Annotated in this window: 26 protein-coding genes and 1 pseudogene; 25 read left to right on the plus strand and 2 right to left on the minus strand. The window is 36.9% G+C overall.

Features of this window, described 5'->3' with window-relative positions; all coding sequences use genetic code 11:
• The first annotated feature begins 7 nt into the window (after positions 1 to 7).
• The 9 genes from aroE (at position 8) to QGM71_RS01630 (ending at position 7,060) form a co-directional block, all read left to right on the plus strand.
• Complete coding sequence (gene aroE / locus QGM71_RS01590) at positions 8 to 853, plus strand: shikimate dehydrogenase (RefSeq protein ID WP_327605757.1); 846 nt, start codon at positions 8 to 10, stop codon at positions 851 to 853.
• Position 854: 1 nt separating this feature from the next.
• The gene (gene yhbY, locus QGM71_RS01595; protein ID WP_327605758.1) at positions 855 to 1,145 is read left to right on the plus strand and encodes a ribosome assembly RNA-binding protein YhbY; all 291 of its coding nucleotides are present in this window, start codon (positions 855 to 857) and stop codon (positions 1,143 to 1,145) included.
• Between the two features lie 11 nt (positions 1,146 to 1,156).
• Positions 1,157 to 1,723: a nicotinate-nucleotide adenylyltransferase gene (locus QGM71_RS01600; RefSeq protein ID WP_327605759.1), complete on the plus strand. Its 567-nt coding sequence runs from the start codon at positions 1,157 to 1,159 to the stop codon at positions 1,721 to 1,723.
• A complete protein-coding gene (gene yqeK, locus QGM71_RS01605) occupies positions 1,713 to 2,285 on the plus strand; it encodes a bis(5'-nucleosyl)-tetraphosphatase (symmetrical) YqeK (protein ID WP_327605760.1) in 573 nt (190 codons plus the stop codon). The genes QGM71_RS01600 and yqeK overlap by 11 nt, the downstream gene beginning before the upstream one ends.
• 3 nt (positions 2,286 to 2,288) lie before the next feature.
• On the plus strand, positions 2,289 to 2,645 hold the full coding sequence (gene rsfS / locus QGM71_RS01610; RefSeq protein WP_327605761.1) for a ribosome silencing factor: 357 nt from the start codon (positions 2,289 to 2,291) through the stop codon (positions 2,643 to 2,645).
• Positions 2,646 to 2,649: 4 nt separating this feature from the next.
• Positions 2,650 to 3,402, plus strand: coding sequence for a class I SAM-dependent DNA methyltransferase (locus QGM71_RS01615; RefSeq protein WP_327605762.1), 753 nt, complete (start codon positions 2,650 to 2,652; stop codon positions 3,400 to 3,402).
• A gap of 122 nt (positions 3,403 to 3,524) precedes the next feature.
• A complete protein-coding gene (locus tag QGM71_RS01620) occupies positions 3,525 to 4,118 on the plus strand; it encodes a helix-hairpin-helix domain-containing protein (RefSeq protein ID WP_327605763.1) in 594 nt (197 codons plus the stop codon).
• Positions 4,119 to 4,184: 66 nt separating this feature from the next.
• The gene (locus QGM71_RS01625) at positions 4,185 to 4,754 is read left to right on the plus strand and encodes a ComE operon protein 2 (RefSeq protein ID WP_327605764.1); all 570 of its coding nucleotides are present in this window, start codon (positions 4,185 to 4,187) and stop codon (positions 4,752 to 4,754) included.
• A 5-nt stretch (positions 4,755 to 4,759) separates the two neighbouring features.
• The gene (locus QGM71_RS01630) at positions 4,760 to 7,060 is read left to right on the plus strand and encodes a DNA internalization-related competence protein ComEC/Rec2 (protein ID WP_327605765.1); all 2,301 of its coding nucleotides are present in this window, start codon (positions 4,760 to 4,762) and stop codon (positions 7,058 to 7,060) included.
• Positions 7,061 to 7,180: 120 nt separating this feature from the next.
• Here the strand turns inward: QGM71_RS01630 and QGM71_RS01635 are convergent, their stop codons facing one another.
• Positions 7,181 to 7,315, minus strand: coding sequence for a YqzM family protein (locus QGM71_RS01635; RefSeq protein WP_327605766.1), 135 nt, complete (start codon positions 7,313 to 7,315; stop codon positions 7,181 to 7,183).
• Between the two features lie 312 nt (positions 7,316 to 7,627).
• Here QGM71_RS01635 and holA point away from each other — a divergent pair, with 312 nt between their 5' ends.
• The gene (gene holA, locus QGM71_RS01640; protein WP_327605767.1) at positions 7,628 to 8,647 is read left to right on the plus strand and encodes a DNA polymerase III subunit delta; all 1,020 of its coding nucleotides are present in this window, start codon (positions 7,628 to 7,630) and stop codon (positions 8,645 to 8,647) included.
• 35 nt (positions 8,648 to 8,682) lie between these two features.
• Here holA and rpsT read toward each other — a convergent pair whose 3' ends face one another.
• Positions 8,683 to 8,949, minus strand: coding sequence for a 30S ribosomal protein S20 (gene rpsT / locus QGM71_RS01645; RefSeq protein WP_327605768.1), 267 nt, complete (start codon positions 8,947 to 8,949; stop codon positions 8,683 to 8,685).
• A gap of 216 nt (positions 8,950 to 9,165) precedes the next feature.
• On the opposite strand from rpsT, the gene gpr reads away from it, so the two are divergent.
• The 15 genes and pseudogenes from gpr to rpsU all read left to right on the plus strand — a co-directional run bounded on the left by gpr (position 9,166) and on the right by rpsU (position 25,972).
• A complete protein-coding gene (gene gpr, locus QGM71_RS01650; protein ID WP_327605769.1) occupies positions 9,166 to 10,281 on the plus strand; it encodes a GPR endopeptidase in 1,116 nt (371 codons plus the stop codon).
• A gap of 111 nt (positions 10,282 to 10,392) precedes the next feature.
• Positions 10,393 to 11,565, plus strand: coding sequence for a stage II sporulation protein P (gene spoIIP, locus QGM71_RS01655; RefSeq protein ID WP_327605770.1), 1,173 nt, complete (start codon positions 10,393 to 10,395; stop codon positions 11,563 to 11,565).
• 14 nt (positions 11,566 to 11,579) lie between these two features.
• Positions 11,580 to 11,882 carry a hypothetical protein gene (locus tag QGM71_RS01660; RefSeq protein ID WP_327605771.1) on the plus strand — a complete coding sequence of 101 codons (303 nt, stop codon included), beginning with the start codon at positions 11,580 to 11,582 and terminating at the stop codon, positions 11,880 to 11,882.
• Between the two features lie 355 nt (positions 11,883 to 12,237).
• Positions 12,238 to 14,046 carry a translation elongation factor 4 gene (lepA, locus tag QGM71_RS01665; RefSeq protein ID WP_327605772.1) on the plus strand — a complete coding sequence of 603 codons (1,809 nt, stop codon included), beginning with the start codon at positions 12,238 to 12,240 and terminating at the stop codon, positions 14,044 to 14,046.
• A 76-nt stretch (positions 14,047 to 14,122) separates the two neighbouring features.
• Positions 14,123 to 15,289: a radical SAM family heme chaperone HemW gene (gene hemW / locus QGM71_RS01670; protein WP_327605773.1), complete on the plus strand. Its 1,167-nt coding sequence runs from the start codon at positions 14,123 to 14,125 to the stop codon at positions 15,287 to 15,289.
• Positions 15,290 to 15,478: 189 nt separating this feature from the next.
• A complete protein-coding gene (gene hrcA / locus QGM71_RS01675; RefSeq protein WP_327605774.1) occupies positions 15,479 to 16,510 on the plus strand; it encodes a heat-inducible transcriptional repressor HrcA in 1,032 nt (343 codons plus the stop codon).
• A 127-nt stretch (positions 16,511 to 16,637) separates the two neighbouring features.
• Positions 16,638 to 17,216 carry a nucleotide exchange factor GrpE gene (gene grpE, locus QGM71_RS01680; RefSeq protein WP_327605775.1) on the plus strand — a complete coding sequence of 193 codons (579 nt, stop codon included), beginning with the start codon at positions 16,638 to 16,640 and terminating at the stop codon, positions 17,214 to 17,216.
• 29 nt (positions 17,217 to 17,245) lie between these two features.
• Positions 17,246 to 19,078 (plus strand): molecular chaperone DnaK, encoded by a 1,833-nt coding sequence (gene dnaK, locus QGM71_RS01685; RefSeq protein ID WP_327605776.1) that lies wholly within the window; start codon positions 17,246 to 17,248, stop codon positions 19,076 to 19,078.
• A 135-nt stretch (positions 19,079 to 19,213) separates the two neighbouring features.
• Complete coding sequence (dnaJ, locus tag QGM71_RS01690) at positions 19,214 to 20,341, plus strand: molecular chaperone DnaJ (RefSeq protein ID WP_327605777.1); 1,128 nt, start codon at positions 19,214 to 19,216, stop codon at positions 20,339 to 20,341.
• Positions 20,342 to 20,441: 100 nt separating this feature from the next.
• Positions 20,442 to 21,383 (plus strand): 50S ribosomal protein L11 methyltransferase, encoded by a 942-nt coding sequence (gene prmA, locus QGM71_RS01695; RefSeq protein WP_327605778.1) that lies wholly within the window; start codon positions 20,442 to 20,444, stop codon positions 21,381 to 21,383.
• 62 nt (positions 21,384 to 21,445) lie between these two features.
• A complete protein-coding gene (locus QGM71_RS01700; protein ID WP_327605779.1) occupies positions 21,446 to 22,204 on the plus strand; it encodes a 16S rRNA (uracil(1498)-N(3))-methyltransferase in 759 nt (252 codons plus the stop codon).
• On the plus strand, positions 22,204 to 23,559 hold the full coding sequence (gene mtaB, locus QGM71_RS01705) for a tRNA (N(6)-L-threonylcarbamoyladenosine(37)-C(2))-methylthiotransferase MtaB (protein ID WP_327605780.1): 1,356 nt from the start codon (positions 22,204 to 22,206) through the stop codon (positions 23,557 to 23,559). The genes QGM71_RS01700 and mtaB overlap by 1 nt, the downstream gene beginning before the upstream one ends.
• 85 nt (positions 23,560 to 23,644) lie before the next feature.
• Positions 23,645 to 24,841: pseudogene (locus QGM71_RS01710) on the plus strand (MFS transporter).
• A 93-nt stretch (positions 24,842 to 24,934) separates the two neighbouring features.
• Positions 24,935 to 25,606: a deoxyribose-phosphate aldolase gene (deoC, locus tag QGM71_RS01715; protein ID WP_327605781.1), complete on the plus strand. Its 672-nt coding sequence runs from the start codon at positions 24,935 to 24,937 to the stop codon at positions 25,604 to 25,606.
• Positions 25,607 to 25,795: 189 nt separating this feature from the next.
• Complete coding sequence (gene rpsU, locus QGM71_RS01720) at positions 25,796 to 25,972, plus strand: 30S ribosomal protein S21 (protein WP_327605782.1); 177 nt, start codon at positions 25,796 to 25,798, stop codon at positions 25,970 to 25,972.
• Positions 25,973 to 25,978 lie beyond the last annotated feature (6 nt).

The raw sequence follows: 25,978 nt of genomic DNA on the forward strand, positions 1-25,978 counted from the left end.
AGATACGATGGGTTATAAATTCGTACTAATTGGTTATCCGATAGATCATTCCCTTTCACCATGGATACACAAACAATTTCTGGAAAAATCAAAAATCCAAGGAAGTTATTCGATTTATGAGATTGAACCAGATGACTCTTTCCAGGATAAGATTGCTGCATTAAAAGATAATGAAATTAATGGCTTTAATGTGACTGCACCATACAAACAAAGAATCATTCCTTTCTTAGATGAAATAGATCGATCTGCTGAAGTCATTGGAGCGGTCAATACTGTAGTTAATCAAGACGGAAAATGGATAGGGTATAATACAGACGGCATGGGCTATTTACGTTCTCTGAAAAGCAAGTACCCTTCGTTTTATACGGATAAATCAAGTAGAATTCTTATAATTGGTGCAGGTGGTGCAGCCAGAGGTGTGTATTATGGACTGGTAAGTGAAGGGTTCAAGTATATTGACATAACAAACCGAACTGTGGAAAATGCAACAGAAATAGCAAAGCTAAAAGCTGAAGATACTAATACAAGTATCTTGCCTTTTCATGAAGTGGCAAAGTATCTCGATAACTATGATCTGATTGTCCAAACAACTTCAGTAGGAATGAAACCATCCAGTGACAGGTCTGTTTTTTCTATGGATACTATAAAGGCTGGTTGTATCGTAAGTGACATTATTTATCAGCCTATAGAGACCAAATTTTTAAAGGAAGCTCAAAGAACTGGAGCTTTGGTTCATTTTGGACATACAATGCTCTTGTATCAAGCACAATATGCATTTGAAATTTGGACAGGTAAAAAAGTGCCATTAGAGTCTATGGATCATCAATTAAAATTAATCTTGGAAGGAAGATAATATGTTAACAGGTAAACAAAAAAGTTTCTTACGTTCTGAAGCACATCATTTAAAGCCAATTTTTCAAGTTGGTAAAGATGGTGTAAATGATAATATGCTTGAGCAGATAAATGAAGCTTTAGAAAAAAGAGAACTTATAAAGATAAGTATTTTACAAAACTGCATGGATGACAAGAATACTGTTGCTGATCATTTAAGAAGGGGTACTAAAGGAGAAATTGTACAAATAATTGGTAACATTATTGTATTGTACAAGGAATCTGTAGAGAGTAAACAGATTCAATTACCATAAAGGAGATGGCCATGAAACGAGTTGGTATACTTGGTGGAACTTTTGATCCGCCCCATTTAGGACATTTGATCATAGGCGAAGAGGTAAGATTAGCACTCAACTTAGAAGAGATTTGGTTTGTACCCTCCCATTTACCACCACATAAGGAAAGTGCTAAGACAAGTGCTACTGACCGAATTAACATGCTGATGAAAGCATTGGATGGCAACTCTTTCTTCAGCATAAATACAATTGAAACAGAACGCTTAGGAAAGTCTTATACGTTTGATACAATAAAGGCGTTGCAAAAAGAATTTCCCGATACAGAATTCTATTTTATTATAGGTGCTGATATGGTGGAATATTTGCAGCATTGGCATAGAATTGATGAACTGATAAACATGGTTAGTTTTGTAGGTGTTAAACGAGCAGGCTATAAGTTGCACTCGGCTTATCCAATTATTGAGGTTGACATTCCCGCTATTGAAATTTCTTCGACCCTAATCAGGGATCGTTTATCAACTAACGAAACTGTCCGATATTTAATGCCAGAAACAGTATATACGTATATCAAGGAGAAGCAACTGTATGAGAGCTGATATTGCACTAGAAGGTGTAAGGCCCCATTTGACTAAAGAACGGTTTGAGCATACGATACGTGTCGCTGAGACGGCAGTTAGGCTCGCTGGTTTATATAATGTATCTAAGGAAAAATGTGAGCTTGCAGCCATTTTTCATGATTATGCAAAATACAGACCGTTGGATGAAATGGAACATTGGATTAAAAATACATCACTTTCAGACGAGTTATTAAATTACCATCATGAATTGTGGCATGGACCAGTTGGTGCCATATTGGTGGAAAAAGAGTTTGGTATCCAGGATACGGCTATTAAAGCAGCTATTCAATACCACACAACCGGAAAGGCAAATATGAGCAAAATGGAAATGGTAGTATTCCTGGCAGATTATATTGAACCTGGAAGAAGCTTTCCCGGCATTGAAAAAGTGAGGGACATGTCTGAAAAGAACTTGGTTAAAGCATGTTGGATGGCATTACGTAATACAATCCTTTTTTTAATAGAAAAGAAGGCAACCATCTATCCGGACACATTCCACGCATATAATGATTTCACTAAACGTATAATCGGAGGTAATTAATTTATGGAGAACACGGAACTAATACAAATTATAGCTAATGCATGTGACGATAAAAGAGCAGAAGATATTGTAGCACTGGACATGAATGAAGTGTCGTTAGTAGCTGACTACTTTTTAATATGTCATGGAAACACGGAAAGACAAGTCCAAGCAATAGCAAGAGGTATTAAGGAATCAATGGATGAAAGAGATATTTCAGTTAACAGAATTGAAGGAATGGAGCATGGACGCTGGGTATTGGTGGACACTGGTGATATCGTTTGTCATATTTTCCACAAAGATGAAAGAATATATTATAATTTAGAACGTCTTTGGGGAGATGCTGAGCGCTTACAGTTGCACTTTGGGCTAGAAGGGTGAAGTAATGGCGTATCAGGATATGGCTTTACTCTATGATAAACTTATGGCTGGCGCTCCTTATGACCAGTGGATAGAATTCACACATAAGGTATTTGAACAATCTGGAAAAGAGTTTAATGCTATTGCAGACCTTGGGTGTGGGACTGGTGAGATTACTGTAAAATTGGCAAAAGCTGGTTATAAAATGACAGGAATAGACTACTCTTCTGAAATGCTCACCTATGCAGAGCATAAGGCCAGTGAGGCAAAAGTGACGGTGCAGTGGTTACAGCAGGATCTAAGAGATCTTGATGGTCTAACTGAGCTTGACGCTGCTGTTAGCTATTGTGATGTGATAAACTACATTACTGATGAAGAAGAGATTAGCTCGGTTTTTAATCGTGTTGCTGCGTCTTTGAGGGAGGGCGGTTTATTTATTTTTGATATCCACTCACTATACCACGTTGAACATCATTTTATTAATCAAACGTTTGCTGATGTCATGGAGGACACTTCTTACATTTGGTTTTGTATGGAAGGGGAGCAGCCAGGTGAAATGTTTCATGATTTAACGTTTTTTTCTTTAGATGGCGATAAATATGAGCGTTTTGAAGAATACCACCACCAGCGAACCTATTCCATTAAATTTTATCAGCGGCTGTTAAAAGATGCCGGCTTTAATAATTTACAAGTATATGGCGATTTTTCTTTAGAAAGAAATAGCTTGAATGAAAAAACGGAGAGAATCTTTTTTATAGCAGAAAAAAGGTCGAGATAATATAAAATTCTCGGCCTTTTTTTAAAAAGGATTTTGAAGGTTTTTGTCGAATGATACTATATAGTCGTTTCCCACTGTTTTTCCTTCTCTTCCCTGCGAACATCTCAAAGGAGTGATCCCTCATGTTTGAATTAATCAAAAAAAATATGTTTTTTATTATAGTAACCATTTTAATTATTGTGTTTCTTATAGTCACGAAAGAGGACGATGCAGATGTTCATGGTTCTGATTTTCATACTGTAAGTTCTATCCCGGTTGAGATGACTGAGGATATAAAGCTAGACCAAGAGGAAATAAATGTGGTAGTTGATATAAAGGGGGAGGTGAAAACACCTGGAGTATATCAGGTTGAAATTGATTTTCGTGTTAATGATGTGATACAAATTGCTGGTGGTTTTACCGAAGACGCGGACGAATCACAAGTGAATCTGGCACAAAAAGTTCAGGATGAAATGATTATACTAATTCCTAAAAAAGGCGAAACAGAGGAACTTAATAACTCCCCTAATAACAATGGTTCTGCTAAGTTAAGATTAAATTATGCAACACAGGAAGAATTAGAAGGCCTTAATGGAATCGGTCCTTCTAAAGCACAGGCGATTATTCAATATAGGGAAGAGAATGGATTGTTCCGTACGATTGAAGATTTACTTAAAGTATCAGGGATCGGTCAAAAAACACTGGAAAACATTAGAGACTCTATTCAGTTACCATAGTCTGTTGACCAATCTGACCAGACAAATGTAAACTAGTAGAAATAAGTAAAAAGGGGATTTGTAAGGATGGACAGAATTTCTTGGGATCAATACTTTATGGCTCAAAGTCATTTATTAGCTTTAAGAAGTACATGCACCAGGCTAATGGTTGGTGCAACCATCGTGAGGGACAAGCGAATTATTGCTGGGGGTTACAATGGCAGTGTAACGGGCAGTGTTCACTGTATAGATGAGGGATGTTATGTCGTCGATGGACATTGCGTCAGAACAGTTCATGCAGAAGCAAATGCATTATTGCAATGTGCCAAGTTCGGTGTTCCTACAGATAATGCCGACGTGTATGTAACTCATTTTCCATGTCTTCAATGTTCTAAGCAGCTCATACAAAGTGGTATTAAAACAGTTATCTATGCGGCTGATTACCGAAATAGTGAGTATGCTATACAGTTGTTTGAAGAAGCAGGAATACAGATAAGAAAAGTAGAATTGGATTATTTAGCAGTAGATACTAATTATCGAGAGAAGAGGAATTATGTGAAAACTTTACTTGATAAACTTGAAACAAACACAACAACTGAACAAGAAATAGCAGTATTAAAAAGTGAAGCTGATGAGTTATTTAAGTTAGGTAAATAGGCGAAGTGAAAGGGTACTGGCATTTCACTGCGCTCGCTGTTGTTATAAGTATAATTACACTTTTTTTTAATAATTATTGGTTTATGGTTGGATTTATTTTATGGCTTTATTATTTATATTACAGTGAACGGCTAAGGAAAGCTCCACTAATTACTTCCCTAGCCTCCCTTCTTTTTTTTCTACTTTACATCCCCGCAATTGGTTTTGATCATGCCAATGAAGACACTCTACCTTCACTAGGTCCATTAACTGGAATGATAGTTAGTTCACTGGACAGCAAAGAACAAAAGATTGATTTCATTTTTCAGGAGGAATTATCTCAGCAAAAGATTCTTGTCATTCATTTCCCTAAAAAAGAAGAAAAACAGCTCCCATTAAAAAATAATGCTGACATTAAGTACGGTGCTCGTTGTATCATCAATGGAAAAATCGAAAAACCCGATCAAAACAGGAATCCAGGACAGTTTAACTACCACAAGTACTTATTAACAAAAGGGATAACCCATCAACTGATACTTTACTCATTAGATGACATACATTGTGAGGGGAGCACTTTTTTAAATCGTTTTTATAATATGAGAAGTGATTTACTTACTTATGTGGCAGCCAATGTTAGTGAGGAGACTTCTGCATGGATGAATGCGTTAGTCTTAGGTGATGATTCACAGATCGGGGAAGATACCATCGAATTATTCCGGCGATGGAATTTGTCGCATCTTTTAGCGATCTCCGGACTTCACGTAGGATTAATTGTTGCATTAATTTATTTTTTATTAATTAAATTAAAGTTACTTACAAAAGAAAAGGCACAATGGATCATGATACTATTTCTTCCAGTCTATGCATTAATAGCGGGTGGGGAACCATCTGTGTGGCGAGCAAGTTCAATGGTATTGCTTTTTATATTTCTTAGTAAAATTAAATTTTTGCTAAGCGTCACTGATATACTAAGTATAGTGTTTATATCCCTTATAATAATTGATGCAAACATTGTATATCATATTGGTTTTCAGCTTTCATTCAGTGTTACTTTTGGACTTCTATTGTCTAAGAAATGGATTTCTTCATCAAGCTCTTCCCTGGTTCAAGTTCTGCAAATAAGCTTCGTATCACAAATGATGATTTTACCCCTGCAATTTGCTTACTTTTGGGCATTTCAACCGTTGTCTATCTTATTAAATTTACTAATTGTTCCATACTTTTCTATTATAGTCATACCTCTACTGTTTATACTTTTATTACTACTCTTCTTGCCAATCCCGTTATTTCTAATAAATGTATTTGATATGCTTTTTGTTAGTATCCACTACCATGTTTTAACATTCGTTGCAACTATGGACGCGTATTTTTATTATCCTTGGATTATTGGTGTGTTTCCAATCATTTTTACTGTCGTTTATTATAGCTTACTCTTTATTTTTATGAAGCGGCTAGAGGAAAATAAATTGAAGGAAGCATTCAAATATGGTGTTGTAATTACAATTGCAATTATTTATGTTGCAGCACGTCCTTATTTATCTCCGATAGGTACAGTAACCATGCTTGATATTGGACAGGGTGACGCATTTGTTATTGAACTACCTTATCGAAGGGGAGTTATTTTTGTTGATGCAGGCGCAAGTTTTGCATTTGATGACATGGAACCGTCAGAGAAAGTTTATAAACAAGTAATTAAACCTTTCCTGTACTCTAAAGGAATCAGTAAAATTGATGCCATCTTCCTTAGTCATGAAGATATAGACCATGTAGGAAGCCTTTCATTTATGGTGGAGGATATAGAAGTAGAACAGATTATTTTAAGTAACTACTATGATTTTTCCGAAGATGATGCGAAAAAGTGGAACAGGAAGAATGTCAACATACAAAATGTAATGCAGAATGAGGAAATTATAGTTGGTGGACAATCATTTTATGTAGTCGCTCCATTTAGAGATAATGATTCCCCAAATGAAAACTCACTTGTATTATTTACGCTGTTAGGAGGTAAATCCTGGCTTTTTACAGGTGACATTGGTAAAGGTACAGAAAACGAGATCCTAGATGTGTATCCTAATCTGACTGTCGATGTACTGAAGGTTGCACATCATGGCAGTAATACATCTACGGACCTGGGTTTTATTAAGCAAATGAATCCGGACTTTGCCTTGATATCAGTTGGTGTTAATAATTCGTATGGTCATCCCACACGAGAAGTCCTGGAAACGTTAGAGGCCTTGAATGTAAAGATATTGCGAACAGATCAAGACGGAGCAGTCCTGTACCGCTTTAAAGAGGACCAAGGAACTTTTTATAAGTATTTACCATAGGATACCATAAGATAAGATAATTAATTCCATACAAAAAGAGACTGCAATTTTCAGTCTCTTTGTTATACATTGAGTTATGTTTTTGTGTGGTGTGTAAGATCGTTGGACCCCAAAGGAATATTACTGGCCTACCACGCTTATTACAACACCTATCGCAAATATCAAAGCAAAGAAAACAAATGAGAAACCAAAGCCCATAATGGAATCAACTACATCGTTATTTTTAGACTGTACGTCTTTTTCAAATTCGTTCACATCTACCCCTCCTATGTCATCATCAGTATAAATTAAAACAAGAAAAAAATCTACTTTTGAACATAAATTGTCACACTTTATTATACTTCACCATTTTTAGAAAGAGTTAACATCTATACTTTTACTTAGAAAGGATACTCTAGTAGTAACACAAATATCGTTTGGCACGCAGTTTCTAGAGCTGTGTTCTAAGCGTTTATATAGATTATAGAGGGGAACATGTACCCGAATTGTTTCCCTCTAAATTTTACTTGCTATTCCTTGGGTAACGTTTTACCATTACTACTATACATAAATGGTGGAGTGGATGATATGTCTTATTTGGAAGTTGTGCAAAAAGTTAAGAATAAACAAATTGCCCCAGTTTATTTACTTTATGGATCTGAATCCTATTTTATTCAAAACATAAAGCAGCTAATTATAAAACAAGTACTGTCAGGGGAAATGGATAATTTATCTTCTTATGATTTGGAGGAGACTCCAATACAAGAAGTAATTGCCGATGTGGAGACCTACCCCTTTTTTGGGGAAAGAAAGTTAGTAATAGCAACTAATCCATCGTTTCTTAAAGCAAAGCCGGACAAGCTTCCTTTTGAGCATGATTTACTATCATTGCAGAATTATTTAAGTGCACCGGTGGATTATTCTATACTGGTGTTCATTGCGGCCTATGAGAAAATAGATGAACGGAAAAAGATCAGCAAACTCCTTAAAAAAAAGGCTGCTGTTGCACTGTGTAACCCGATAAAAGAATACGAACTGCAGAAATGGATTAAGAATTTAACTGACCAACTGCATGTCACTATGGATAACGATGCCTATGAAGTAATAGAGACAGAATTATCCATGAACCTTCACCTTATAGAAAATGAACTAACTAAATTAGCATTGTACGTAGGTGAAAATGGTCATATTACAAAGCAGATTACGCAGGAATTGATATCACATACATCGAGCAGTTCTTCTTTAAGACTTGTAGATGCAGTGATTGATGCGAATTTACATAAGGCGATTACCATATACAAGGATCTTGAAAAAATGAAAGAGGAGCCAATCGCTTTAATTGGCTTACTTGCATTTCAGTTTCGTACTATTTTGCGTGTGAAGCTTTTAAAACTTAAAGGTTATGGTCAGTCCCAGATGCAAAAACAGCTGCAGGTTCATCCGTATGTTATAAAGATAGCGCTAAATAGGGAAAAGAGATTTACTGTTAATCATTTACAGGCTATTCTTGATAAATTAACAAATGCAGATGCGGTGATGAAGCAAGGGAAAATGGAGAAAGAACTAGCCTTTGAACTATTGCTGTATGAATTAATACAACCCGAATAAACAAAAACGATCCTTTTCAGAGGATCGTTTTTTTATTATGCGCTAAGGTTATTTACTTTATTAGCTAAACGGGATTTTTGACGATCACCGTTGTTTTTGTGAATAATACCTTTTTGAACAGCTTTATCAATATGTTTTGTTGTGCTTTGTAATGCAGCTTTTGCATTTTCCACATCATTAGCTTCAATTAATTTTTCAACACGTTTAATTTGAGAACGCATTTCTGATTTTTGTGCTTGATTGTTCACACGTTTTTTATTATTCGTATCTACACGTTTGATAGCAGATTTGATATTAGCCATTGTTTCACCTCCTGCAAAATTATTTCATTAATGAAAATTAGTTTATCCTCATCTAAGTTCTGCTTTATCCTAAGTTTCACTTTGTTAGTGGACAAGAGACATTTTACCAAAGGAGCGACAGATTATCAATAGCTTTGTTATTTAATCGATGAATTTGTATGAATTTAACGTATTTGTTCATTCTATTACTAATGAATTACGAAAGGAAGATTAAACATGGAAGAACAGGCTAACTTATTTCAGGTTAGAACAGATTTGGCGACAGAGGCTCGAGATATGTACGTGGAAACAGACGAAAAAAAAGAGAAAGAAAAGAAGAAACAGCAGGAAATCAAAGGAGTAACCGTTAAGGAAAGAACACAAGAAGATATAAAGGTATCCTACGTGGATATCGATGATGAAGGTGCCAAATTACTAGGTAAAAAAGCGGGATCCTATATCACAATATATGCTGACGGTGTTAAAAAGCAGGATACATCACGGCAAGAAGCCGCAGCAAGAGTATTGGCTAAAGAACTGGAACAATTAATTCTAAAAAACAATATACCAGCTGACAGTACAGGATTAATTGTAGGACTGGGAAATTGGAATGTGACCCCTGATGCACTTGGACCGATGACTGCTGAGAAAATTATGGTAACGAGCCATTTGTTTGAACTTCAGCATGAAACCGTATCAGAAGGTTACCGCCCAGTAGCAGCTGTTACACCAGGTGTAATGGGTGTGACAGGGATTGAGACGAGCGATATAATTTTTGGGATTGTTGAGAAGTTCAATCCTGACTTTGTAATAGCAATAGATGCCTTGGCTTCCAGATCGATTGAACGAGTTAACGAAACAATACAAATATCCGACTCAGGTATTCATCCTGGTTCTGGAGTAGGAAATAAACGAAAAGAACTAAGTAAGGAGACCTTGGGGGTTCCAGTTATGGCAATAGGTGTTCCGACGGTGGTTGATGCGGTAACCATTGCTAGTGATACGATTGATTTTCTTTTAAAACATTTTGGAAGAGAAATGAAAGAGAAAGATAATCCATCGAAATCCTTGGCCCCAGCAGGTTTGACTTTTGGAGAAAAAAAATTCAATGAATCGGACTTGCCAGACGAAGGTAGCAGAAGCACCTTTCTCGGAATGGTCGGTACTCTATCGGATGAAGAGAAAAGGAAGTTAATAACCGAAGTATTAACACCAATTGGACATAATTTAATGGTTACACCTAAGGAAGTAGACGGATTTATGATAGATATGGCAAGTGTAATAGCAAATGGTGTTAATGCGGCTTTACACGAGAATGTTGATGTAGATAACTTTGCTGCCTATACAAGATAAAAGAATTGCTGCTCTATCATACCTACCAAAAAAGAAGATTTAGTTCTAGTTCCTGAAGTTAAATCATAGATTCTATTAAGAATTAAGTTTAACTTCAGGAAGGGTGGGATCATGTTCTTAAAAAACAGGAAGCGGTATAGAAAGAATCCGCTATATCCTTTTTATAAAAGAAGTGGAATGTATCTGGCCAGTATTGTTCTATTATTCATAAGCATCGGCATTTTAACAACAGTGCAGCCAGCCTATCGTATTTCGTCGCAAGCTGTTACAGAGTGGACAAGTGATATTGAGAGCGCTACTTTTCTATATTTAATCGGCTTGGAAAATAGAGCATTTAAACAAGCCTATCCAGAGGATAAAACGCTTCCAAAACTATCTACTACCCTATTCCATTTAGCGACAAGTGTGAAACCTAATGATCCTCGGAGCCTATTAGGAAATGAACTTCCGGGATTTTCGACATTTGACAGTCGGTTATTAATTGCGGGGAAAGGGACGAATTATACTAATCTTTCTATCGAATCTTCTCCTCCTTTAGAAGAGGTATTAAAGGACAGGGAGGCCATAGATGATGTGGCTGAAGAAGAAATTACAGAAAAAGAAATTAAAGATAATATTCCTACAACTGGCGATCGAAATGTGGTCTACATTTATAACTCCCATAATAGGGAATCATTTTTGCCGCATTTACCTGGAGTGAAAGACCCTGATCTAGCACATCACAAGGAAGTAAATATAACCAAAGTTAGTGATCGGCTCGCAAAATCGATGGAAGCTAACGGTATAGGAACAATAGTCGACGATACAGATATTATGAGTATTTTAAAGGATAAAGATTGGACATATGGGCGTTCCTATGATGCTTCACGGGATGTTGTTCAAGAAGCTTTTAGTTCAAATAAAGAGATCCAATATGTATTTGATTTACACCGTGACTCTATCCCTTATGAAAAAACCACTAAGGAAATTAACGGTGAAATGTATGGCAGAATTATGATAGTGGTAGGTGCCGAGCATCCAGATTACGAAAAAAATCTGGGGCTGGCCGCAGAATTACATTACTTATTGGAAGAAAAATACCCTGGGTTAAGTAGAGGTGTATATCCTAAAGAGGGGCCAGGGACAAATGGAGTTTTTAACCAGGATTTATCTGAGAACTCCTTAATACTGGAATTCGGTGGGGTTGAGAACAACCTCGATGAATTATATCGCTCAGCAGATGCTCTGGCAGATGTATTTAGTGAATTTTACTGGGATGCTGAGAAAGTAGACGCAAATCCATAAGGAGGGTTTAATAAATGGTTCGTTCTTTCGTTGTTCTTTTATTGCTTGCCGTCTTTTTTTTAACAGGGGTGCTTTATGGAATGGATCGAGGTGAAATTTCACTTCATGATGAAGCAACTAAGGAAGTAGAACTAGTTGAGAGTCAAGAATTAGCAAGCACTCAAATGGTGCTAGTTGAACAGGAACTGGATAACCATAATATGGAGGAAGCTGAACATTTCACTCAGAAGACAGCCTCATTTTTAGAAGCAGGTGTTAAAGGGTTTTATGAGGTAATTGTCCAAATCCTTTATCAAGTATCTCAGTTGTTTTTTTAATAAATATGAACACGCTATGCTTTTATACTATTAAAATGAAGAGCGACGGATCTTTATCATGTTTTTTAGCAAACAGATAAGGATCCGTATTTAGTGCCGCAAGAATGCTCACACTATCATTTCACTGTTCCATGTTCAGGGAAACAACCAAAGGAAATTGGCTACCCAAACTGGAAAAACATTTCCTTCTTATGGTCATCACGGCTTATGATGACCTTCTTTTTTCAGGTCCCGTTGCGCTTTAGTTCTTGAACTAAAGTAATACAGTTGCTATAATCAATGCTAGTATTGTCGTTGATAAATTTGAAACTTTTATCTTTAAGTGCGGTAAAAGACATGTAGGAGTGACATCATTATGGTGAAAAGACAAAGGAATGTACGTAATTTTTCAATCATCGCTCATATCGATCACGGAAAGTCCACCTTAGCAGACCGTATTTTGGAAAATACGAAAACTATAACTAAACGTGAGATGAAAGAACAATTACTCGATGCTATGGATTTGGAACGCGAGCGTGGAATCACTATAAAATTGAATGCCGTACAATTACATTATACAAGTAAAAATGGCGAGGAGTTTATTTTTCATTTAATTGACACTCCAGGCCATGTCGATTTTACATATGAAGTATCAAGAAGTCTTGCAGCTTGTGAAGGTGCTATCTTGGTTGTGGACGCCGCTCAAGGAATAGAAGCGCAGACACTGGCTAACGTTTACCTTGCTCTTGATAATGAATTAGAAATCATACCTGTTATTAACAAAATTGATCTGCCAAGTGCAGATCCGGAACGTGTTAAACAAGAGCTGGAAGATGTTATTGGCATCGACAAGGACGAGGTAATTTTAGCATCTGCTAAATCAAACATCGGTATTGAAGATATCTTGGAAAGAATAACAGAGTCAATTCCAGCGCCCGCAGGTAATGAGGACAACCCTTTAAAAGCACTTATTTTTGATTCCTTGTATGACCCTTATCGTGGGGTAATAGCTTATGTGTGTATTAAAGAAGGCACTGTTAAAGTTGGCGATAAAATTAAGATGATGGCCACAGGGAAAGAATTTGAAGTAAACGAAGTGGGCGTGTTTACCCCTAAACCTGTTAATCAAAAAGAGTTAACTGTAGGGGATGTAGGCTATTTGACAGCATCCATGAAAGATGTAGGGGATTCTCGGGTTGGGGATACAATTACGCTTGCAAACCGTCCAACCGAGACAGCACTCCCGGGTTATCGTAAGTTAAATCCAATGGTTTTCTGTGGGTTATACCCTATAGATTCGAATAGTTACAATGATTTAAGAGAAGCACTTGAGCGGCTGGAATTAAATGATGCTTCCTTACAGTATGAGCCGGAAACATCTCAAGCATTAGGTTTTGGCTTCCGTTGCGGGTTCTTGGGATTACTCCATATGGAGATTATCCAGGAAAGGATTGAAAGAGAGTTTAATATTGATCTAATAACTACTGCGCCAAGTGTGATTTACCAGGTGGAACTAACAAATGATGAAACGTTAACAATTGATAATCCATCATTAATGCCTGACCCACAGTCAATAAATGAAATACGCGAACCTTTTGTAAAAGCAACGATTATGGTGCCTAACGATTATGTAGGTGCAGTAATGGAAATTTCACAGAAGAAGCGGGGGCAATTTATTGATATGGAATACCTGGATGATATCAGAGTAAATGTCGTATATCACATTCCATTATCAGAGATTGTATATGATTTCTTTGATCAGTTAAAATCCCAGACTAAAGGGTACGCCTCCTTTGATTATGAGCTGATAGGCTACCAAGCTTCTGACCTTGTGAAGATGGACATCTTACTAAATACTGAAACAATAGACGCTCTTTCCTTTATTGTTCACCGTGACTTTTCCTATAATCGAGGTAAACAGATTGTTGATAAATTGAAAGAATTGATTCCTCGTCAGCAATTCGAAGTACCAATTCAAGCTGCAATTGGCAACAAGATTGTAGCTCGGTCAACCATCAAGGCTATGCGTAAAAATGTACTGGCTAAGTGTTATGGTGGAGATATCTCACGTAAACGTAAATTATTGGAGAAACAAAAAGAAGGGAAAAAACGGATGAAGATGGTAGGTTCCGTAGAAGTACCCCAAGAAGCATTTATGTCTATATTACAAATGAATGATGATTAAACTAAGATTAAAAGGGAGAACTTGAATGCATTATGCTGAAGGTTTTTCCCTTTTGCTTTGGATAGGAGGATTACAAATGAGTAAGATAAAATCAGCATATATCCACATACCTTTTTGTCAGCAGATCTGCCATTACTGTGATTTTGTAAAGTTTTTTTATAATGAAAAATTAGCGACTGAGTATATAGAGGCACTAACGAATGAAATAAACGTCAATGTTGCAGGTTATAAGAATAGCGTCAGGACTATTTTTATTGGTGGCGGAACGCCTACAGCACTAAATTTCAAGCAATTGCGTGCATTGTTAGAGATAATCGATAAAAAATTTGATGTAGCTAATTGTGAGGAATACACAATTGAAGCAAATCCTGGTGATTTTGATATTGAAAAAACCAAGCTTTTAAAAGAATATGGGGTTAATAGAATATCACTCGGCGTACAGGTTTTTGATGATAACATGCTGGAAGAGTTGGGCAGGTCACATAAAGTAAGTGATGTTTATAATACGGTGGATCAATTACAGCAACATGGGTTTTCCAATATAAGTCTAGATCTAATTTATGCTTTACCTAATCAAACTGTGGATCAGTTCCAAACGTCATTAGAGGAAGCGATTTCGTTTAAATTACCTCATTACTCAACATATGCTTTACAAATCGAGCCTAAAACAGTCTTTCATCAACGTCATAAGAAGGGAATGCTCCATCGTCCTCCCCAAGATGAGGAAGTGGCGATGTATGATATTTTAAGGGAAACGATGAAACAAAATAATTTGCACCAGTACGAAATTAGTAACTTCGCAAGATTAGGGTATGAGAGTAAGCATAATTTAACGTATTGGAGTAATGAGTATTACTATGGACTTGGAGCAGGTGCCTATGGATACCTGCCAGGGAAAAGAACTGGAAATATACGTCCTCTCCCTGCATATGTAAAGCAGGCGAAAAAGGATGGAAAGCCTGTTTTACATGTAGATAAAATTGGACTGAAAGAAAAAGTTGAAGAAGAAATGTTCTTGGGTTTGCGAAAAGCAAAAGGGGTCAGTAAATTAGATTTCCAAAAGAAATATGGCTTCAATTTTGAAGAACTCTATAAAAAAGAAGTTGAATCACTCGTTGAAAAAGAATGGCTAATAGAAGACAGGAATTCCATTCGTTTAACAGACCAGGGAATGCTCCTGGCAAACGAGGTTTTTGAAAAATTCTTATTAGATGATGAGATTAAAATTGCTTATTATTCCTGATGAGAAAGTGAAACAGCTACAAAAAGAAACATTGGAAACACTCATTTAGGTTAAATACCCTTCAGGGTGGCATTACTAAAATGAGTATTACTTATGCAAGTCATGTTTATTGACAAAAAAATAAGTATTTGGTAGTTTATTATTAGAATTAGCACTCGTTGATCAAGAGTGCTAACAGAGGTGATCATCATGTTAACAGAAAGACAATTATTGATCTTGCAAGTCATTATTGATGATTTCATCGAGTCAGCACATCCTGTTGGTTCACGTGCTATTTCTAAAAAAGAAAACATATCTTACAGTGCTGCTACGATTAGAAATGAAATGGCCGATTTAGAAGATATGGGTTTTTTAGAGAAAACACATTCATCTTCCGGAAGGGTCCCATCAGAAAAAGGATATCGATATTATGTTGATCACTTAATATCGCCAGTCAGAAAGCAGAAAAACGTAAATGTGATCAAACACATTATACAAGATGGTTTCTTTGAATTTGAACAGCTTGTTCAGAAATCAGCAGAAGTGTTGTCAGACTTAACAAACTATACGTCAATCATTCTTGGGCCTGAGTTATTTGAAACAAAGTTAAAGCAATTACAGATCGTTACATTATCTGACCATACAGCGGTAGCCATTTTAATTACAAATACCGGGCATGTAGAACATCGTTCATTTTCCATCCCATCTGAAATAGATCCATCAGATTTGGAAAAAATGGTTAACATTTTAAATGATCGACTGCATGGAATTCCAATTATTCATTTACCTGAAATGTTTAATAAAGAAATTGCTTCTTTAATGAAGATGTATTTGAGTAACTATGATAAATCCTATGATTACCTAAGGGCGGTATTTTCTCATGAACATCCTGTTAAATTGTATGTTGGAGGGAAATCGAATATTTTACTTCAGCCTGAATTTAATGATGTGGAGAAGATAAGATCATTTTATTCGATGATGGAGAATGAAGATGAGATAGCAAATTTATTAAAAGGTACAACGAATGGAATCAATGTTACGATAGGAAATGAAAATCAGGTTGATGCAATTAAAGATCTTAGTTTAATTACAGCATCTTATCAACTGGGTGATGGCCAAATGGGTACAATTGCATTACTTGGACCGACGAGAATGGAGTATAGGAAAGTCATTACATTATTAAATGTATTATCTAATGAAATGACCGAAGCTTTATACAAATGGTATAGGAACAATGAGTAGCATGATAATGGCTTACAGTACTACTAATGAATTAGGACAAGTCCCATGACCGGGAGTAAAGGTTTTTATTTCACGTACTATTCGTGATATAGTCTTATATGGTGAATTTTACATAGGAGGTGGCAATATGGAGAAACAAAGTAAAGACCCAGTGACAGAAGAAGAGGTTAAGACTGGTGATGAATCCGAGGATATAGAAATTATTGATTCAGAAGAGGCGGAACCAAATAAGGAAGAAGAGCTGGGGCAGGATGAACTACAAAAGAAACTAGCATTATTGGAACAAGAAAAAGATGATTTGTACCAAAAAATGCTCCGCACCCAAGCAGAATTTGATAATTTCAAGAAACGCAAACAGAAAGAAAGAGAAGCAGATTTAAAGTACAAATCTCAGGATTTAGCAAACGAGGTTTTACCTGCTCTGGATAATTTCGAGAGGGCATTGCAAGTTGAGGTAACTGAAGCAAATGCCAGCTTTGTTGAAGGGATTACGATGGTTTATCGTCAACTTAATGATGCATTGAAATCTCAAGGGATAGATGTTATTGAAACAGTAGGAAAAGAATTTGATCCGAATCTACACCACGCTGTAATGCAAGTTGAAGATGAAGAAGCGGTATCAAATACAGTTATAGAAGAATTACAAAAAGGCTATATACTTAAAGATCGGGTCATTAGACCTGCGATGGTAAAAGTCAATAAATAATGTGAATGCTGTCAAGGAGGAAATAGATGATGAGTAAAATTATAGGAATTGATTTAGGAACAACGAATTCATGTGTATCTGTTATGGAAGGTGGGGAAGCGGTAGTTATTCCTAACCCTGAAGGAAATCGTACAACACCATCTGTCGTAGCTTTTAAAAATGGAGAAAGACAAGTAGGGGAAGTAGCAAAACGCCAAGCTATCACAAATCCAAATACTATTCAGTCTGTAAAACGTCATATGGGAACTGATTATAAGGTTACTATTGAAGACAAAGAATATTCTCCACAAGAGGTATCTGCGATAATTTTACAGCATATAAAATCATATGCTGAAGACTATATTGGTGAAACAGTAGAGAAAGCTGTAATTACAGTACCTGCTTACTTCAATGATGCAGAGCGTCAAGCGACAAAAGATGCCGGTAAGATTGCTGGCCTGGAAGTAGAGCGTATTATTAACGAGCCTACTGCAGCAGCACTGGCATATGGAATTGATAAAGAAGATCAAGATCAAACTATCTTAGTATACGATTTAGGTGGAGGAACTTTCGATGTATCCATCCTGGATATCGGTGATGGTACGTTTGAAGTTATTTCTACTGCTGGTGACAACCGATTGGGTGGAGATGATTTTGACGAAGTTATCATAGACCATATGGTTAAAGAATTTAAAAAAGAAAACGGAATCGATTTGTCAAAAGATAAAATGGCGACACAGCGATTGAAAGATGCAGCTGAAAAAGCAAAGAAAGATCTCTCTGGTGTATCTCAGACTCAACTTTCGTTACCATTTATCACTGCAGGAGAAGCAGGACCATTACATTTAGAAATGAATTTAACACGCGCAAAGTTTGAAGAATTATCTTCTGATCTAGTGGAACGTACGATGATTCCTACACGTAAAGCTTTATCAGATGCAGGATTGTCTACGAAGGAAATCCATAAAGTTATCCTGGTTGGTGGTTCAACTCGTATTCCTGCAGTTCAGGATGCAATTAAAAAAGAAACTGGTCAATCCCCATCCAGAGGTGTAAACCCGGATGAAGTTGTTGCATTAGGTGCAGCAATTCAAGGTGGAGTGCTTCAAGGGGATGTTAAGGACGTTGTTTTACTGGATGTAACACCACTTTCATTGGGAATTGAAACAATGGGTTCTGTATTCACTAAATTAATTGAACGTAATACTACAATTCCAACAAGTCATTCACAAGTTTTCTCCACAGCAGCTGATAATCAAACTGCTGTAGATATTCATGTACTTCAAGGAGAGCGTGAAATGGCTTCGGATAATAAAACGCTGGGCCGTTTCCAACTAACTGATATTCCTCCTGCACCTCGTGGAGTACCGCAAGTTGAAGTGTCATTTGATATTGATGCTAACGGCATCGTAAATGTTCGTGCAAAAGATATGGGCACAAACAAAGAGCAATCTATTACAATTAAATCATCTTCCGGTCTTTCAGATGAAGAAGTAGAAAAAATGGTTAAAGAAGCTGAAGAAAATGCGGAAGAAGATAAAAAGCGTCGTGAAGAGGTAGATTTACGAAACGAATCAGACCAGTTAATTTTCACAACGGATAAAACGATCAAAGATTTAGCTGAAAAAGTCTCAGAGGAAGAAAAGCAAAAAGCAGAAACAGCAAAAGAAGAGTTAAAAACTGCCCTGGAATCTGATGATCTAGACCAGATTAAAGAAAAGAAAGAAGCTCTGGAAGAACAAGTTCAGCAACTATCGGTAAAAATGTATGAGCAAATGCAACAAGATGCTGAAGCAGCACAAGGTCAGGAAGGCCAAGAAGGCGAAGAAGACGTTGTGGATGCAGATTATCAAGAAGTAGACGATGAAGAAGATAAAAAATAATAAATGAACAAATGATAGGTCAAAGTCAGGGTCCTCTTGACTTTGACCTTTTTACTGAATGATCATTTGCCACTGAGGAGCAATTGATGGTAAGATTAAATTTATGCAATCGTGTAGCGGGAGAGTGATCAACAAGTGAGTAAGAGAGATTATTATGACGTACTTGGAGTCAGTAAAGGTGCTCCAAAAGAAGAAATGAAAAAAGCATATCGAAAACTAGCTAGAAAATACCATCCAGACGTAAATAAAGAGGATGGTGCTGCCGATAAATTTAAAGAGGCAAAAGAGGCATATGAAGTATTGAGTGATGACCAGAAACGTGCTCAATACGATCAATTTGGTCATGCCGGTCCACAAGGCCAAGGCTTTGGTGGTTTTGGTGGTGGTGCCGAAGACTTTGGTGGCTTCGGTGATATATTTGATATGTTCTTTGGCGGTGGTGGACGCAGAAGAGATCCTAATGCGCCACAGCAAGGTGCAGATCTGCAGTATACAATGGTTCTGGACTTTGAAGAAGCAATATTTGGTAAGGATACAGATATAAATATTCCAAAAGAAGAAAACTGTGATACTTGCCAGGGTAGTGGTGCGAAACCAGGCACTAAACCTAAAACTTGTTCACACTGTAATGGTTCAGGTCAATTAAACACAGAGCAAAACACACCATTTGGCCGTGTAGTTAACAAAAGGGTCTGTCATCATTGTAATGGCTCAGGTAAAATAATACCTGAAAAATGTAATACATGTGGCGGTGCCGGAAGAGTGAAGAAACATAATAAAATCCATATATCTATTCCAGCAGGTATAGATGAAGGACAACAAATACGTGTTTCCGGCAAGGGTGAAGCTGGAGTAAATGGTGGACCTCCAGGTGACTTGTATGTTGTTGTTCAAATTAAACCCCATGACTTTTTTGAACGTGAGGGAGACCATATTTTCTGTGAATTACCTTTAACATTTACACAGGCAGCATTAGGTGACGAAGTAGAGGTTCCTACAGTACATGGGAAAGTAATGTTAAAAATACCGGCTGGTACACAGGCAGGTAAAACCTTCCGCTTGAAAGGGAAGGGTGCGCCGAATGTTCGGGGATATGGTCAGGGAGATCAGCATATTAAGGTGAAACTGATAACACCTACTAACTTAACTGAACGCCAAAAAGAATTATTGCGTGAATTTAATGAAATAGGTGGTAATGAAGCTACTGATGAACAAGATGGATCACTATTTAAACGATTTAAAAAAGCATTTAAAAGTGAATAACGGTGTTAGTAACACCGTACATAAAGAAACGAGAAAAAGAGTCCGTATATCGCTGATTATAAAGGGTGGAAATCCTTACTTAAGAAATGGGTGAATCGGAATGAAATGGTCAGAGGTTTGTATTCATACAACGAATGAGGCAATAGAACCAATATCAAATATATTACATGAGTCTGGAGCAAGTGGCCTGGTTATTGAAGATCCATTAGATCTAGTGAAGCAGCATGATAATAAATTTGGTGAAATTTATGAGTTGGATTCCAGTGAATATCCGGAAGAAGGTGTGTATATTAAAGCATACCTGCCAATGAATAGCTTTTTAAGCGAAACAGTTGAGCAAATCAAGCTTACCATTAATAGTTTAAAGCTATATGACATAGACATTGGTAATAACCATGTCTCCTTGAGTGAAATAGACGAAGAGGAATGGGCTACTGCCTGGAAGAAATATTACAAGCCTGTTAAAATATCAAAAAGAATAACAATAACGCCAACATGGGAGGATTATTCCCCAGTCTCCAGTGATGAGATAATTATTGAGCTTGACCCTGGTATGGCATTTGGTACAGGGACACACCCTACGACTGTGTTAAGTGTACAGGCCCTCGAACAGTACTTAAATAAAGATGATCTTGTGATTGATGTAGGATCAGGCTCAGGTGTCCTTAGTATTGCTTCTGTCCTGCTTGGCGCTCAAGAAGTTCATGCATATGACTTGGATGACGTTGCCGTAGAGAGCACCAGAGTGAATGCCAATTTAAATAAGCTTGGCAATCAAATTATAGCAAAGCAGAATAACTTACTGGATCAAGTTAATTTGAAAGCAAATATAATTGTATCGAATATACTTGCGGAGATTATTGTTCAGTTTGTGGGAGATGCGTGGGACAATTTAGAGCAAAATGGTTTATTCATTACGTCAGGGATAATTTTAAATAAGAAACAGTTAGTAAAAGATAAACTAGAACAGCAAGGGTTTAAAATTATACAGGTTAACGAGATGGAAGAATGGATTTCCATTGTAGCTAAAAAAGTTTTATAATGAACCACGGCTGGAGGACTTTTTTAGCAAGGCTTAAACTTTCAATGAAGTAGGTGCTTGGCTTGCAACGATACTTTGTCCACGCAGAAGATTGGAATAATAACGAGGTTATAGTAAGAGGCGATGACGCACATCACATTAACAAGGTAATGCGTTCTAAGAATGGCGATGCAATTATTTGTAATAATCCTAAAGGGCAGGCTGCGATTTGTGAAATAGTATCAATTGAAAGCGATCATATTAAGACTGTGGTTAAAGAATGGTTAGAAGAAGCTGTTGAATTGCCAATTGATGTAACGATCGCACAAGGATTACCCAAGGGAGATAAATTCGACTTCGTTTTGCAAAAAGGAACGGAGCTTGGTGCCAATGCCTTTATTCCGTTTCAGGCTGAGCGTTCAATCGTTGTATGGGATAGTAAGAAGATGAATAAAAAAATGGAACGCTTTACTAAAATTGTTAAAGAAGCAAGTGAGCAAAGCCATCGTAATAGAATTCCATTCATTCATCCTACGATGTCTATCGATGAGTTGTTAAAAGAAAGTGAAAATTATGATGTAAAAATATTTGCATATGAAGAAGAAGCTAAAGTGTCTAATTATCATTCATTCGGAACGGTAATAGAGAACGTATTGGAGAATCAACGTTTATTTGTGTGTATTGGACCGGAGGGCGGATTTACAGCAAAGGAAGCAGAACTGCTAAAGGCCGAAGACTTCTCGCCGGTTCGTTTGGGTCCACGAATTTTAAGAACAGAAACTGCAGCTTTATATGTGTTAGCAAGCATTTCCTATCATTATGAAGAATTGAGGTGTAATTGATGCCTACAGTAGCTTTCCATACTTTGGGGTGTAAGGTAAATCATTACGAAACTGAAGGAATATGGCGTATGTTCATGGATAATGGCTATGAACGAGTTGACTTTGATCATGATTCAGATGTATATGTCATAAACACATGTACAGTAACAAATACAGGAGATAAAAAGAGCAGGCAGGTTATTCGTCGGGCTATTCGAAAGAACCCGGAGGCCATTGTCTGTGTAACTGGATGTTATGCACAAACTTCTCCTGGGGAAATCATGGAGATTCCTGGTGTTGATGTCGTTGTCGGAACGCAAGATCGTAAAAACATGTTGAAATATATTGATGAGCACCAAAAAACGAGAGAGCCAATCAACGGCGTAAGTAATATAATGAAGAACCGTGTTTTTGAAGAAATGGACGTACCTGAATTCACCGATCGAACGCGTGCTTCACTGAAGATCCAGGAAGGCTGTAACAATTTCTGTACGTTCTGTATTATTCCCTGGTCCCGTGGGTTACTGCGGTCAAGAGATCCAGAAAGTGTTGTTTCACAGGCACAGAAATTAGTGGATGCTGGTTATAAAGAGATAGTTCTAACTGGAATCCATACAGCAGGATATGGGGAGGACATGAAGAATTATAACTTTGCCATGCTCCTTAATGACCTGGAAACAAAGGTAGAAGGATTGAAGAGGATACGTATATCCTCAATAGAAGCAAGCCAGATTACAGACGAAGTAATTGAAGCACTTGATAAATCTGATAAAATTGTACGTCACCTGCATATACCACTCCAATCAGGGTCAGACACAGTTCTTGCTAGAATGCGAAGAAAATATTCCAGTGAGTTTTATAAGCAGAAAGTAAATAAGATAAAGAAAGCATTACCTGGGCTAGCCATTACGTCGGATGTTATTGTTGGTTTTCCAGGAGAGACGAATGAAGAATTTATGGAGACATATAATTTCATAAAGGAAATTGGATATACTGAGCTTCATGTATTTCCTTTCTCAAGGCGTACAGGTACACCAGCGGCTAGAATGAACGATCAAGTTGATGAAAAACTAAAGAATGAACGTGTGCACCAATTAATTAATCTATCAGATCAGTTAGCTAAAGAATATGCTTCGACGTACGAGAACGAAGTATTGGAAGTAATTCCGGAAGAGCGAGTACAAGATGCAGATCATCCTGAACTATTAGTTGGCTATACTGATAATTATTTAAAAGTACAGTTTGACGGTACACCTGAAATGATTGGTAAAATAGTCCGGGTTAAAATTACAAAATCGGGCTATCCATACAATCAAGGAACTTTCGTGCGGATAGTGGAAGATGCATCACATTCAAAAATTAAAGCTACTTCGTAACCTGGTCTACTGACTAGGTTATTTTTTTAATGTTCTAAAGTAAGACTTTACTTAAAAACTGTCTGAGAAGGAGTAGTGATAACAGATGAGTAACTATAGCAGAAATCCTATTTGGACAAAAAGTTTTATAAGTATTTCAATAACACATTTTATTATTTTTACAGTATTTTATACTCTAATGACAACTTTGCCATTGCTTGTAATTAATTCTTTAGGGGGAAACGAAGCAGAGGCTGGATTACTTGTTACTATTATGCTTATAGCAGCTATATTAATAAGGCCATTTTCCGGTATGATTTTAGAATATGCAGGGAAGAAAAAAGTGCTTTTGCTTACTGTAGTAGTTTATACAATTACTACGTTTTTTTATTTTATTTTTGACGACTACAATATATTATTAATAATCCGTTTTATACATGGGTTATCCTTTGGAGTTGTCACAACTGCAACCGGGGCAATTGCAGCAGACATAATACCAGCGGAACGTCGAGGAGAAGGATTGGGTTAGTTTGCTATGTCGATGAATGTTGCAATTGTAGCAGGTCCATTCCTTGGATTAACAATGCTTCAATTTACTTCTTTTAAAATGCTCTTTTTAAGTTTAGGAATCCTGATGACCCTGGGAATGTTCTTCGCAACAATTGTTAAAGCTCCGGAGGAAGAACAACAAGTAACAAAGCATGAGAAAAGAAGAATTTCCATTCATGATATTTTTGAAATAAAAGCACTACCAATAGCTATAATTGCTAGTCTAGTGGCATTTTCCTACTCAGGAATTATTTCATTTATATCTGTTTATGCCAATACATTGGACCTTACTGCGGTTTCTGGATATTTCTTTGTGATATTTGCTATCGTTATGATTGTAACCCGCCCTACCTTAGGAAGGGCGTTCGACAGTCGAGGACCGACTTTCGTTATTATTCCAAGCTTGCTAATATTTGCTTTCGGGTTATTAGTCCTCAGCTTTACAGAAACTGCAGGTATTCTACTGCTTTCGGCCGGCTTAATCGGTTTAGGGTATGGCTCTTTACTGCCCAGTTTCCAAACAATGGCGGTACAATCTACAACATTTAAACGGAGTGGACATGCTACTGCTACTTTTTACACGATGTACGATATAGGGGTTGCATTGGGAACATATACTCTGGGAATACTGGTCACAGGCATTGGTTTCCAGGCTATATACATTTTATGTGCCCTGCTTGTGGTCATTGTAATAGCCCTGTTTGGTTTTTATCAATTTGTTCACGCGTCTAAAGAAAAACAACGTGAACAATAACTAAAAATTAGATTTATATAAATGTACATGCTATGATTATAGGGAAGTAGTAGAGGTACGTACAACATAGTCGAGAGAGGAATGATTAGTAGGATGAATAATGAACTAGCAAAGTATATTGACCATACACAATTAAAACCAGATACAAGTAAGGAAAAGATCACCCAGATCGTGAATGAAGCTAAGAAGTACCGTTTTGCGTCAGTATGCATAAATCCGTATTGGGTATCGTACTGCTATGAAAATCTTAAAGATACAGATGTAAAAGTTTGTACTGTAATTGGTTTTCCATTGGGTGCTACCTCTACAGAGACAAAGGTCTTTGAAACGAAACAAGCAACTAAAGATGGTGCAACAGAGATTGATATGGTGATTAATATAGGGGAGTTAAAGTCAAATAATGACGATGCTGTAAAAGCTGATATTGAAGCAGTGGTTGCTGCAGCAAAAGGCGATGCACTTACAAAAGTAATTATTGAAACTGCACTTTTAACAGAGGAAGAAAAAGTACGTGCATGCAATTTGGCTAAAGATGCTGGAGCTGATTTTGTAAAAACATCTACTGGTTTCTCTGGTGGAGGGGCGACAATAGAAGATATTAAATTAATGCGTCAAACGGTCGGTAGTGAAATGGGCGTCAAAGCATCTGGTGGCGTTCGTGATATCGAAGGAACGAGAGCAATGATTGCTGCAGGCGCAACCAGAATTGGTGCCAGTGCTGGCATAGATATTATTAAAGGAAGTATAGGTACATCCGATTATTAATATTGTTTATTAAGCATATAAATAAGGTGTTTTTACATAAAATTATTTACTTTAATACATTTAATTTTAATATATAGTGAATAATTTGTTGACCTGTAAGTAGTAATATATTATACTTTAAAAAGGCATGTGATAGCATGCATTTGCCTGTACAAACCTGTTTTGTGCTTCGGAGGGAGGGAAATTAGCATGTCAAATTCAACTCGCGTTCGTAAAAACGAGTCTCTTGAGGATGCTCTTCGTCGCTTCAAGCGTAGTGTATCAAAAAGTGGTACATTGCAAGAATATCGTAAGCGTGAACACTATGAAAAACCTAGCGTTAAGCGTAAGAAGAAATCTGAAGCTGCTAGAAAGCGTAAATTCTAAAGAAGG

This window comes from Virgibacillus tibetensis, from assembly GCF_036026595.1.
GTDB classification, from domain to species: Bacteria; Bacillota; Bacilli; order Bacillales; family Amphibacillaceae; genus Virgibacillus_P; species Virgibacillus_P tibetensis.